The 13,381-nt window shown below is 36.6% G+C and carries 10 protein-coding genes and 1 pseudogene; 3 read left to right on the top strand and 8 right to left on the bottom strand.

All coding sequences use genetic code 11. The annotated features are described in order from the left end of the window. Positions 1–14 precede the first annotated feature (14 nt). Positions 15–647 (bottom strand): hypothetical protein, encoded by a 633-nt coding sequence (locus MHB42_RS17155; RefSeq protein WP_340807671.1) that lies wholly within the window; start codon positions 645–647, stop codon positions 15–17. A 125-nt stretch (positions 648–772) separates the two neighbouring features. On the opposite strand from MHB42_RS17155, the gene MHB42_RS17150 reads away from it, so the two are divergent. From MHB42_RS17150 to tnpC, 3 genes are read left to right on the top strand one after another with little or no spacing between them, the layout of a single operon-like run. Further along, positions 773–964 (top strand): hypothetical protein, encoded by a 192-nt coding sequence (locus MHB42_RS17150; RefSeq protein ID WP_340805401.1) that lies wholly within the window; start codon positions 773–775, stop codon positions 962–964. Then, the gene (tnpB, locus tag MHB42_RS17145) at positions 964–1,317 is read left to right on the top strand and encodes an IS66 family insertion sequence element accessory protein TnpB (RefSeq protein ID WP_340808560.1); all 354 of its coding nucleotides are present in this window, start codon (positions 964–966) and stop codon (positions 1,315–1,317) included. The genes MHB42_RS17150 and tnpB overlap by 1 nt, the downstream gene beginning before the upstream one ends. Positions 1,318–1,370: 53 nt before the next feature. Beyond that, complete coding sequence (gene tnpC / locus MHB42_RS17140; RefSeq protein ID WP_340805400.1) at positions 1,371–2,933, top strand: IS66 family transposase; 1,563 nt, start codon at positions 1,371–1,373, stop codon at positions 2,931–2,933. 129 nt (positions 2,934–3,062) lie between these two features. Here tnpC and MHB42_RS17135 read toward each other — a convergent pair whose 3' ends face one another. From MHB42_RS17135 to tcpF, 7 genes and pseudogenes are all read right to left on the bottom strand, one after another. Next, positions 3,063–3,569, bottom strand: a complete 507-nt coding sequence (locus tag MHB42_RS17135) for a PadR family transcriptional regulator (protein WP_340760288.1) — start codon at positions 3,567–3,569, stop codon at positions 3,063–3,065. Between the two features lie 4 nt (positions 3,570–3,573). After that, on the bottom strand, positions 3,574–6,036 hold the full coding sequence (locus MHB42_RS17130) for an ABC transporter permease (RefSeq protein ID WP_340808627.1): 2,463 nt from the start codon (positions 6,034–6,036) through the stop codon (positions 3,574–3,576). Continuing rightward, the gene (locus MHB42_RS17125) at positions 6,005–6,724 is read right to left on the bottom strand and encodes an ABC transporter ATP-binding protein (RefSeq protein ID WP_340760290.1); all 720 of its coding nucleotides are present in this window, start codon (positions 6,722–6,724) and stop codon (positions 6,005–6,007) included. The genes MHB42_RS17130 and MHB42_RS17125 overlap by 32 nt, the downstream gene beginning before the upstream one ends. A gap of 263 nt (positions 6,725–6,987) precedes the next feature. Then, complete coding sequence (locus tag MHB42_RS17120; protein ID WP_340807670.1) at positions 6,988–7,899, bottom strand: conjugal transfer protein; 912 nt, start codon at positions 7,897–7,899, stop codon at positions 6,988–6,990. A gap of 15 nt (positions 7,900–7,914) precedes the next feature. Further along, positions 7,915–8,925: a bifunctional lytic transglycosylase/C40 family peptidase gene (locus tag MHB42_RS17115; RefSeq protein WP_340808626.1), complete on the bottom strand. Its 1,011-nt coding sequence runs from the start codon at positions 8,923–8,925 to the stop codon at positions 7,915–7,917. 8 nt (positions 8,926–8,933) lie between these two features. Continuing rightward, positions 8,934–11,159 (bottom strand): CD3337/EF1877 family mobilome membrane protein, encoded by a 2,226-nt coding sequence (locus tag MHB42_RS17110; protein WP_445299993.1) that lies wholly within the window; start codon positions 11,157–11,159, stop codon positions 8,934–8,936. Then, positions 11,110–13,380, bottom strand: a pseudogene (gene tcpF, locus MHB42_RS17105) (conjugal transfer ATPase TcpF); the annotation flags it as partial. The pseudogene tcpF and the gene MHB42_RS17110, both read right to left, overlap by 50 nt. Position 13,381: the final 1 nt, after the last annotated feature.

Below are 13,381 nucleotides of genomic sequence, written 5' to 3'. Positions count from 1 at the left end.
CAACGGTTTTTTAGTTATTTTGGAAACAATGTATAAGACCACGAATAAATAAAATCGGCGATAAAAACAATTCCCCAAATTATTCCGATTCCAAAGGTAACATCATTAGGATAAGGTGATTCTTTTGCTACTCCTTTCTCTATCCATGAAAAATCACTTAAATACATTTTTATCTCTGCGATGCTTTCCGTACCTATGATCCAAAGAATCGCTTGAACTGTAACAAAAATAAATAAATGTATATAGGAAGATTTACGATACTTTTTTGCAATATATTTAGGGTTATTATTCCTTTCAATAATTTTATAGTCTTTGTCAGACAATAATTCAACACCACGTAACGTTCCAATTTTTCTACGCATCCAACGATCTAATCTTATAAAATCAAATATTCCAAATGTAAACGCATAGATAATAAATACAGTAATAACAATTTGAAACGTTGAAATCTCTCCTGTTTGATGATAGACATACAACCCGAGCAGCCCTTCAAGTATTACCATAAACAAAAAGAAGAAAATGAACATAATACTAAGTCTAGGTTTGTTAAAGAAATAACGAAATATACCAAATAGGATTAGTGCCCCTATAGACAATAATTCGATGAGGATAAACAATTCCCAATTGTATTCAAGAATAAGACCCAACTAAACTCCTCCTTTTTGGGAATGATTAGTATAAGATAATTGTAAGCCCGTAATCAAATAACGCATATAAATGACCTGGCACCTCCGGTACGATAAACGTATCATTCAAAGGAGGTGCCATTCCTATGCCAACGGACAAATTAACCATTGTTCCCGTCAAACTCGACCCTCTTCCAGTTGAAACTTCTTCGTTCCATTCTAGCCAATACACTACTGAGCCAAGTTGTGTAATTAAAACCGCTACGGCTGAAATTTCCCTCTTTAATGGCGTAGATGAGCGCATTATCCAAACCATTATGAAGGAGCTGAATGGTTGATGAAACAGGATTTTACGAGCGTGCAAAACATCTACATAATATGCGGTAAGACTGATATGCGTAAAGGCATTGACGGTCTCGCAACGCTCATTCAAGATTCTTTCGAATTGGATCCGTATAGTGATTCTATCTTTCTGTTTTCTGGATGGAGCAAGGACCGTTATAAATGTTTGTATTTCGATGGAGATGGCTTCGCTATGCTTTATAAACGATTAGATAATGGAAAATTACAATGGCCAAAAGATGAAAATGAAGTGCGTAACCTTTCGCAACAAGAACTTCGCTGGTTATTAGAAGGATTATCCCTACAACAGCCAAAGGCAATTGCAAAATCTGTAAAAGGTATCTTTTAATCGCAGTATAAAAAATGGTATAATCATCCACAACTTATACTGAACGAAACGTGGTGAATGATTTGGGAAACGCTTCAAATGAAAAAGTAATTCAATTATTGGAAGAACAACTATCCTACACGAAAGAACAAAATAAAAGTTTAAACAAACAAATTGAAGCATTAACTGAACAGGTTCGCCAATTAACAAAAGCTTTATATGGCTCTAAATCAGAGAAATCTAAGTATCAAGCGCCCGATGGACAAGGCTCTTTATTTGAAGACGATCCGTCTTTTAGCGAACCTGAGCAGACAGAAGAAAAAAGCACGGAAACGGTTAGTTATACTGTTACTCGTAAAAAGACAAATAAAAAACGAAATGATTCATTTCGTGAGGATATTGAAGTTGAAGAAATTCATCATCATCCAGCTAACTTAGCTTGTGATTGTTGTCTTGGTGAAATGGTAGAATTCAGTTCAACGATGGTACGTGAAGAAGCTAAATTTATTCCAGCGACGATGAAGCGTGTACAACATTTCGAACATACTTATGAGTGCAAAGCGTGTAAAAAAGATGCCCTACAAAAAGCACAAATCAAACGTGGTAAAGCACCACAAGGTGTTATCCAAAGAAGCATTGCTGGACCCACTGTTTTAGCAAAGCTTATCTACGATAAGTTTATCCAGTACTTGCCACTTTACCGTCAGGTAAATGAATGGGAGAGACATGGCCTACATACCAACGATAAGAATTTATCCAATTGGGTAATACGTGTATCAGAAGATTGGCTTCAGCCGCTTTATGATTTGATGAAGCAACTATTGACGGCGAAATCTGTGCTGCATGTGGATGAAACATATGCACAGATACTTAAACGTTCGGATGGAAAACCGGCTCAATCGAACGCCTATAATTGGGTATGTCGTAGTGTACAAAGTGAAGGTCCTATTATCGTTTTATTTAAGAGCGCACTCTCACGAGGGCGAGCTATATTAGAAAATTTACTTGCGGGATTCAATGGGACTGTGATTTGTGACGGCTATTCGGCTTATGGTCAATTGCCTAATGTTCAGTTCGCGAACTGTTGGGCGCACGTACGACGTTATTGGCTGAAAGCTGATAGTAAAAACGGACGAATAGGCGTTGAATATTGCGATCGTTTATTTTACATCGAACGTAAAATTAAACACCTTTCACCGGAAGAACGTGTACGAGTTCGTCAACAAGAAGCAAAGCCTATCATAGCTGAATTTTTCGATTGGATAGACCGTTCTCCTTTCTTTGGTAAAAACGCGATTGCGAAAGCAGCGGAATATACATTGAGCCGAGCGGATGAGTTAAAAGTCTTTCTTGAAAACGGCCACATCGCAATTGACAATAATCCCGCTGAAAATGCGATTCGCCCAAATGTGATTGGCCGAAAAAACTGGCTTTTCTCTGTGAGCGAAGCAGGTGCCAATGCGAATGCCATCTGTTTAAGTTTGGCTGAAACGGCCAAAGCAAACGGGATTGATTTTTATCAGTACCTGGTGAAGCTGATGACGGAGTTACCAAATTTACCGTTCCATCAACAACCTGAAATTTTACATAATTACATGCCTTGGTCAGATAATATTCAAGCCACATGTGCAAAATAGCCAACTATCCGAAAAAAATCTAGGATAGTTGGCCATTCGTCGTGCGTACCGTAAAGGTGCGCTATTTTTTATATTTCGGGCTTACAGATAATTACAACGGTATATCGAAAAGGAAACCTCTACTTAGATTTATGAACGATTTCTATTTTCAATCTGACTTATCCAATTTAAATCTGCCTCCAAATGTAAGAGTGTACCACTGATTAATAAATATTTATCCTCTTCACCCTGAATAAGTAACTCCGTTTTTAATTTAGTCAACTCCATTACATCTTTCATTATCATTGCTTTTTGTTGCTCAAGCATAATATTTTCTCGATCAAAGTGGATTTTTCGAGCGCAACTCCATTTAAAATGAAAGTCGTCCCTAGTAGAGTAATAAGGTACAGGTTCTAATAACCATTTTTTTAATTCATTTTCACCTTCCGCTTCTAATTTATATAACTTTCTTTCTTGGTCATCTATTCCTGCCGATGACACGAGTTGATCACGAATGAGACGGTCAAGGGTAGTATAAATCTGACCAGGGTTAATCTTTCCCTTGATACTTAGAAGAGACTCTAATTCTACTTTCAATTCGTATCCATGATTTTCTTGTAGGAATAACAATGTTAATATCCCGTACTTTACCGACATAATTTTAACCTTCTTTGAGTGATGACAAAATATTTATTTTACTAGCTGTCGTACTAGAAATCCAAGAGGCAAATAAACTTAGTAAAAGACCAGCAATCAATGCTACTCCAATATTACCAAGAGGTATCTGGAAAGATATGAAATCTCCCAAAAGCTTGGATTTACTAGTAACGTAAAGTAAAATCACACCTGATGCTACGCCTCCAATGACTCCTACCAAACCTATAAGTAACCCCTCACCAATTACCATCTTTCTTACTTGCTGTCTAGTAAATCCAAGCGCCCGCATCGTTCCAATCTCAGATGTACGTTCCAAGGTATTCATCAAAAGAGTATTAGCTGTACCAATACTAGCTAGACCAATAATTAGGAATAGCATAATTAATATTAATTCGTTCATACCAGATAACGCAGAAGTAGTTGATTTAATTTCATCTTCGACAGTTTTAACTTTTGAAAGGTGTTCATTGAAATCTATCCATAACTGATCTCGTAATTCCTCGCTGCTATATTTATCATTTAATGTTAGTAGCATATCAAAACTATTTCTCCAACCAAATTCATTATTTAAATGCTCCTCATCCATAAAGCCAACATATCCTGAATAATGAGAAGTATCCACAACGTCAATGACTTCAAATTTTTGTTTACCAGAAGGAGTATTTACGTGAATGTATTCTCCAACTTTTCCACCCCATTCATCAAAAGCCCGTTTACCGAGCAGGATAGATGGTTTCTTTTGTAACTCTTGATATAACGATTCTTTTTCAATATCTTCAAATAAAATAGGCCCTTTTTTACTTACGGCAAAAATAGAGAATTGTCTATTCTCTTCATTCATTGTTTCCCATGTAATGGGTGTGGCTTCCGTTAATGGGACAACATTTGCTACAGAATCATAAGAAAGTAGAGTTGTTATATCCTCACTAGACCAAGGAGCTTCCGATGTAGCTCTTAGATCACCTCCAAATGTATTTCTAATGTCACGTTCATAACCTTCAGGAGCAGATTCTATAACAGAGCTTAACAATAAGATTACTCCTATCCCTATGGCAAGGATAGCGGAAGTATTGGCATTTCGATTTAATTGCTGCGTAAGGCTATGCGTAGCTAAAATTCCTGAATAGCCAAAAAGTACTTTGAAAATTGGTTTAAAGATCTTACTTACTCCTTTTAGCAAGAATGGGAACAGCAAAATGATACTTGCTAAAATAGCTAGATAGGAAACGAAATGATCAATAAATATAAAAGTAAATAAGCCAACTCCTACAATACCTCTAAACACGTATTGTCTTTTCGATGATTCTGTTTGATTTGCCATTTTTAATGTTAAGAGCACCGAAGTTTTTCCCGCATTGTAAATAGGAAATAAGGAGAAAATAATGGGAAATACAATTCCTATTACTATGGCTGTTATTGTAGGTATTTTCCAATTCAAAGTGTAAACCATGTCAAATTCAAACACACTAAGCAAAATTTGCATAAACATATCGCCAAGCCAAATTCCAATTGGTACCCCTACAGCCGTACCAATTAATGATAAAATTATTACTTCAATTAAAACAAGCCTAGAAATAGAACTTTGTAAATAACCAAAACTTTTCATTATTGCAAATTCCTTTTTTCTCTCCATAACGCTTGTATAAATCATATTAAAGACAATGAATCCACTAATAAGCATAGATAAGCCAGCAATTAAGTAAAAAAATGTATAGAGTCCCCCAATATCGTTACTTTGTCGATCATCTGCGACAACTGGCTGTATATATACACTTGAATTACTAAATTCTTTCTGTAAAGATTGAAAAAGTTTTTCACCTTCTTCATTTGTTTGAAGCCTTACATATGAAAGCTCATTATCCATACTTGTCCATTCTCTTAACAAATCAAGTGGAGCCATGACTCTAAAACTGGTTGATTCAGCACTCTCCCAATTGCTCGGGCTTGCAAGTAACTGTGTATACTCAACTACAGCAGATATTTTAGCCTCTCCCAGATTAGTAAACTGAATGGTATCTCCTACTCTTTTATTTAGTAAATTTGCAAGAACATCGGGTATTACCAATCCCTCATTGTCTAAACTCCCTTCAATAACAGGAAGTTTTAATAAGGAACTGTTTTGATCATCCACACCTGTAATTCGTACAGATCGTTGATTTAGCGATTTATCACTTAGATCTATGAATGCTTGTTTATCAAGTACAAACAATGTTTCAGTAATGATTGGACTGTTTAAATGGGGTGAAACAGTCTCTTCCGAAAAGGTATGTTCATCACTTAAAAGCCAATAATCAGCATTTGCTACATACATTTGTTTATAATAATTAAAAACATCGTTTGTTGTTTTATCTGCGATTAACATAGATGTTATAAAGGAAACACCAATGATAATCCCAAGTAATGAAAAGAAAAATCTTTTTTTGTTTTGTGTTATGTTACGCCATGAAATTCGCCACATATTTAGCATAATCTTCATCCTTTCTAGAAATCACCTGATCGACAACTCCATCTTTAAAAAGAATAATTCGATCTGCAAATCCAGCTGCGAAAATATCATGTGTAACCATAATTATTGTTTGATTGTAATCTCGATTAAATTTTGTTATTAAACCAAGAATTTCTTCGGCTGTATTTCTATCTAAATTACCTGTTGGCTCATCTGCCAATAATACGGCAGGTTTGCTAACCAGTGCTCTGGCTATAGCCACACGTTGTTGTTGACCACCGCTAAGCAAATTAGCTCTTTTCTGACCAAGTCCTTTTAATCCAACAGAATCAAGTAATTCTAAAACTAATTGCTTTTTTTCTTTTGTTAAAGTTCCATCTGCATGAAGCGGAAAAGCTATATTTTCTTCTACATTTAAATTAGTAAGTAATTGATAATTTTGGAAAATGAATCCTATATTCTGTCTACGAAATATTGTTCTTTTCTTTTCCGTCATCTTATTTAAATAATGCTGATTAATTATAATATCTCCTTCAGTAGGTATATCAAGACCACCTAACAATTGGAGTAATGTGCTTTTTCCAGAGCCACTAGGACCCATAATAGCTACAAATTCACCTTCTTGGATTTGTAAACTAACATTTTTTAATACTTTTATTCTTTCTTGTCCTTGTGAAAATTCCTTTTTAAGATTTTTAACCTGAATCACTTTATCAATCCCTCCTATTTTCAATATTATTATATACTAAGTATATAATAATTCAATATATTTATATTACAAATGGAGTTTATTACCCTATATATTCCTACTTTCAATAATAAAGCTAATTATTGTTTATATACTAAGTACTTAAAGTGTGGATTTTATTAATAAAGTTTAATAATCATCAATTGTCAAGAATGATAAAAGTGAAACAGGTTTAAATAATAATTTATTAATATTAATTTTCAGCAAACAAACTGTTAGCACAGTTACTTAACAATCATCCAATTTATATCTTTCTCTAAAGTTAGTACATATTGAGAAAGCTGCGTTGCCTTTGTTGTCCCATCTAAGTACTTCACCGATATCCAAACATACACCTGATTTCCAGACTGTTGGAATATAGGATTAACTAGCTCTGAAAATATATAGTCTTTGCCAATCGGTGGTAAGGCATTATTTTTCACATAATAAGCAAGTTCTTTATCAGTGGCAGTAGGATAAAATGTAAAGAATGTCTCCAAAAACTCTGTCACTTCTTGCACAGTATCAGAATCAACCGTTCCGTTACTTTCAGGTTGTTGTGGCTCATAATCTGATTTATTCGGTAAGCTCCATAAGGTAGGATTTTGTGTAATGACTAAGTTTCCTGCATTATCTTGATGAAGAAGTATTCGATATGTGGATCGAACCCTTTCGCTATTTTTATCTTCCGTAATTTTTTGATCTACCGAATAAACAACCGCATAGGTATTATCATTTTCTGGTGATACTGACCAGATATCAATATTACCTACGCTGGAACTAGTAGGAATATCATCTCTTACGGTATCGATATTTAAAGCTTGTAATTCCTCTGTCAAATAGTGACTGATCTTTTCCGCCCGTTGTTCAATGGAATCTTTTTCATTTTCCCATGTGTAGTAATCTTTCACAAAGTTTTTCGTAAAGCTCTCAATCGCATTCGTATCCATGATCTTGGTTTCAATGATTTCTCTTTCATGAACGGTATGTTGATCAATTGCTGTAAAGTTTTTATAGATTCCAAAGGCAAGACTTCCAATGAGGACTATCCATAAAAACACCACTGACTTTTTACGTGGTCCAACTGTCTTTACTTTTATTTTTTTAGGTTTTGTTTCTTTCGTTTGCTTGTCTTGCTTTTTAAATAATCCCTTCATTTTATCTAACCCTTTCTATTGTTTAATCCGTCCAGCTCCAATTAAGTGCTTTTGCCAGTAAGAAGACGTCAAATCCGCATAACCAATCGGATCACCTGCGTTATACATTTGGTTGTTTCCAACATAGATCCCAACGTGCGTGACATACGTTCCCGCGTTATACGTAGAATGAAAAAATACTAAATCCCCAGGTTTTGCTTCTGAAAGAGGAATATGCTCAGTTACGTTATATTGCTGTTGTGCTGTTCGGGGCAAATTAATCCCAGCTTTCCGATAGCTCCACTGCGTGAGTCCACTACAATCAAATGAAGTATTTGGATTATCTCCACCAAAGACATAAGGAAACCCTTCGTATTTTAATGCTTCATTCATGACAATCTGAACCATTTCATCATCAAATTGAGGCGAAATAGAATACTGACTCACTAAATCGACATAAAACATATTGCCATAACGGTACCGCCAACCACCATTTTTCTTTACGGCTATTGGATTAGAGTAAGTGACTTTACTGCCCCCTGACCGTTCCTTCGCAAAGCTTTCAGCTAATTTAAAAGAGTAAGAGCTTCCTTGTTTTGCGACATAATCAATAAAAGCACCGCCATAGTTGTAAGCCTGAATGACTGTATTCTCATCGATACCTTTTGCTTCTGCAGAACGCAACAAATCTGCAAAATATCTTGTTCCTTGTTTAATAGAAGCTTCGGTATCCAATGTATTAGGCGGTAATCCCAACGATTCACTGGCCTGCATTACGTCTGGCAATTTACCGCCGCTTTCCACTTCAATAATCGCAAGTAGAGTAGAGACATACTCACTAATTCCATATTCTTGTGCATACTTTTCTACCATTGGCTGGTGCTTTAATACATCGGCGGATACTGATATGCCACCTATATCATGAATGAAATCACCACCATCTGATGAGTGTTCTTCGTTTGATATAAAAATAGCTACAAATGTTAATATCCCTAAAAAGGCAAGAAAGCCTAATCCTCCAGCAATTAACATGACCTTTAATTTCATGACTTTCATCAGCGTTTCCTCCTAACAGCATGGATTGGACGCTTAGTGATTTGTTTCCGGTTTGTACGTTTCAACGGTTTAGAAGGACGCTTGATGATTGTCCGACTATTTTTTGGTCGAGAACGTTCTTCATTAGGAGATCGGTTTTCTTTTTTAACAGGTTGTTTGGGATTATCTGTAAAATGCTCTTTTCTGTCTGGACTCGATAACTGTCGTTGTAATTTGAATTGCTTCATATGCTCGCTTTTTGCGGCAGGTCTTGTCTTTTCTCTTTGTTGAACAGTTGGGTTCTTTAATCTATCTTGATGTGCGGATTCATTGACATCATGCGTGACTGGTCGTTCATAACTAGCAGTCTTTCGAGAAGGGGGACGTTTTTTATCCAATGCTTGCCGCCTATCTGCAATGGTTTGACGATGTTTTGCTTGACGGTCTGCATCTGTTTTTTGTCTCTTTTCCTTTGCTTGCTTCATGCCTTCTTTAAAATCACGGGCGGGTTTTGTAAGCTGTTCTTTTCCTTGCATCACCGCATATTGAGCAGTAGTAGGTAAATCATGTAGTTGTTCTTTACGATGATCTATATTTGCACGGAACTGACTTTTCGCACCAAGCACTTTTCCTGTGACTTGACCTACTTTCTGACTTAAAGATGTTGATTTCGTGCGATCAGTTGGCCGTTCTTTGTTATTTTTTGTAGTCGATGTTAACCGTTGCGATGGGCGTAGGGGAGAGAACGAGCCTTTTGTTTGCTTTGATTTTCCAACCATTGCCCCGACCGTTGCTCCAGCTGTTGCCCCTGCAAGGGTGCGTCCGATTGTTCGCTGTAATCGCCGACTACCCCGATTAAACATTCGATAAGGACGACGCATGACTTGACGTCCGACTTGTTGTGAATCATTACTTTGTAGTTTAAACATGCTCATAATGTCACCGAGTTTCATGTAAATGCCTGCAAACGTCACGATCTGCAAAAAGGCAATCAAGAAAAACGGAAAACTTGTTGTTAAACTGTAAAGCATGGATGAAATACTAAAGGCTACTGTGATAATCAACGTAATCCCAGCCCGAAGCATAATCACATTAAATAGTTTCATAATCGCTTGTTTTCCCATGTTTTCAAAGGTGGGTATCATGGAAAGTAGAAAACTAATTGGTAAGAACATTGCATAGATGATAAACAGAATTTGCGAGAAAATCATAATGCCCGATAGTAGGAACACGAAAATGGATATTCCAATATTAAATATAAATAAAAAGAAGACCATCCCTAAACGTGTGGTGGTCTTCGTAATCGTTAAATTTTTATTGTCGTGATCTTCAATTTCTGCTTTGACAGCATCTTCACGATCTTTCCCATTATTGGCGTCAGGGCTAATGGAAACTAAGGATTCAACACGTTCTTCGCCAATTGTCTCTTTGTCTGAATCATCAAACTGCAACAACATCCAAGGCTGCTCCACTTGAATGGAAAAGAGGTTATTCCGTATCATATCCACGCTGTCTTTTCCTTGACTGTTAGAGTTCGGCATCAAGATTTTTGTTCCTAAACCTAAACTTGCTTGACTAATATCTGCTGAAAAATCATTAATTTTAGTAATATAGGTTGGAGCGTAGGCGATAAAAGAAGCCGACAAAATAAACACGACTAAAAAGTTTAGGATCGCCCGAATCGCTTTCGTTGTTTCCCGTTTCATTAAGCCTGTATAGGCCACGTAAATTCCAATCACTAAAATGAAAAGAAGCAAAAAACCTATATAAAATCCGGAACTGCTGAAACCACTTGCGGTAATTCCAGCTAATGTTTGCATGTTTTTCCCGATAGCGTCTGCCGTTTGGGAAATGAAATCGAGAGAATAAGCTTGTTGGATTAAGTAGCCTGTTGCATTTGATAAATATAAGCTAATAATCCAAATGAAATTCGTGATTGTATATAAGCCATACATGACTTGTTTACCTATGCCATCATCCCAATTCCACGGCAACCAATCCCAACCCGAATCCACGTAGAAATCTAATTGATAATGGTCAAGTGGGTACAAGGAATAGAGATTATCTTCTGACACCGTATCATCAACTAAGCCAGCTGCTTGAGCTAATGTTCCAAGTAAAAGAAGACATAGAAAAACGGCAGTACCAATAAGTACCACCGTTAAGACAATCTTTTTCCATTTTTGTTTTTTCAAATTAATCGCCACCTTTCTTCTCCTGTGTCGGTGGACGCGTGTCAAAAGCATAAAATAAATCTTCAAAGACAGGATGGACTTGAATAATCCCCACACGCCCATATAAGTCTTGAATTAAACATTGTCCGTTTTCCAGTTCCCGTAATCGCCTTTGATTCGATTCATCTTCCGCATCCACACCAAAGAATTGAAGAGTTTTCTTTATTTCTGTCATATCTCTTGAACGGAAAGCGAACTTGACACCAATATTATTCTTTAATTTTTCATCGGTTAAATCGTCGGCGTTCTGGGTAACAAAGTAGACACCTGCATTCATGGCACGCCCTGCACGAACCAATTTATTAGAAAGTGTTTTTCCTTGTGCAACTTGTAGGAAGCTCCAGGCTTCGTCCAAATCAACAATTTTAAAAATGCTACGGTCGGAATGAATGAAGTCTAACGCAAAAGTGGAAATGACAATCAACATGGCGACACTTAATAATTCCATCGTTGTATATTCCTCAAAACTTGTTTCTGCGTCTGGTAACACTAAATCCGCCACTTGGATAATATTTAACTGCTTTTCTAAACTGATTGAATGTTTCACCGTTCCATCTGAAAAGAGGAGGTGGGCAAAGTCATAATCCGTAAAACTCTCGATATGGTCAGCAATAGGGCCCGCTAATGGATTAGGGTCACTTCTTAATTCATGAATCACAAGAAGCAAGCCTCGTTCTTCCTGTTGACTGACAGCTCGAATCGCTCTTCGTAACACTGGAAACTTTTCACCATCTCGACTAGAAATACCCGTGAGGAAAGTGAGAATATCAATCGCAAGACTTTCTGAATCCTTTTTCTTTTTCATAATGACATAAGGATCAAGTAATCCTTTATTTTGATCTTCACTCGTTAAATTAACAATATTAATCTCGTGAGCGATTTCAGGTAATGTTTCTTTCCATTTTCCTCGTTCTGCCTTTGGATCAACAATGAGTGCTTGTCCTCCAAAGAGAACGGCATAATAGACTAATAGATTATTGGAAAAAGATTTCCCACCACCAAGTGAACCTAAGAATGCAGAAGCTAACGCATTGGTAACAGAACCTTTGACTCCTTGACTAGCCAGGCTGGGATTGAGATAGACATTTCTTCCCGTGTCCAAATTGTAGCCAAAATATATTCCTTCCGTTTCTCCGAGCATTTGCGTTGCCCCAAATCCAAGTCCTGCCAAAAAATCAGATGTAACATACTGAATATAATCATTCATATACCGCTTACTGGCTGGGATAAATTCACTGTGTAAACCGATCATATCTCCAAACGGACGAACGAGTTTTACGTTCAAATCATCATAAAAATCTTTTACCTCATTACAACGCTGTTTGAGTTCGTCCAAGTTAGGAGCAGACACGCGAATCACGTAGCTTAATTTATACATCGATTCTTTACTTTGGTCGAGCACATCTTCTAATTCATTTACCTGTTCTAATGCGTCGATGACATTGCTGCCAGTTTCATTATCGGATTCCCAGGCATGATTATCCAAGTCTTTGAGTTCCTTTTTCTTATTCCGAACGGTAGATAACGCTTTTTTATTCGTTACAATTTCTACGTTCATGGAAGTATCGATTTGAAAATCAAATTGTTGTTGTTGATAATAAAAAATTTCATCAGATGGAAACTCAAGATCACCGACAATGGAATTAATCGTAAAGTATGCCACATACGTGGTTTGTTCTTCCTGTTCGATTTTTAAATACCGTTGGTTTTCCTCTATCAAACAACGAGTCGGTTTAATCAGGTCATAACGCTTCACTAAAGTTTCCTTTTTTAATTTCTTTAGAGGGAGGGCATAGTCATATTCGTCATAAGCAATTCCTGTTTGACCGTGAAGATGTTCAATCAGATAGCCAAAGTCATTTTTATCTAATGGCCGTACCTTAAAACGTCTAGAAATTTTGTTTTGTAATAAAGATTCCATTTTAGAGAAACGCCTCATTTCTTCATGTGGCATCGAGACAAAATCTCCCATCAGGTGGTGGTTTGCATCACGGACAAATGAAGATAGTGAATTTTTAATGTTTTTCCCCATTGATTTCATACTGACTTCTTCTTCTTTCAGCAACAGCTTAAACCCAATAAAGAAACGATAGTCTACTTGATGTTCGCCAATCATGGAAATGAGGGCTTCCGTTTGGTCGTCTATACGTTCATAAGCGACGTCTTGTAAACGACCAGATATTAACTCTTTACTTCGTTCTTGCATGGATCGGATACTGCTGTATTTTGCAAGA

Source organism: Lysinibacillus sp. FSL K6-0232, assembly GCF_038008325.1.
Classification (GTDB): Bacteria; Bacillota; Bacilli; order Bacillales_A; family Planococcaceae; genus Lysinibacillus.
This window is presented reverse-complemented; position numbering and strand designations above follow the sequence as displayed.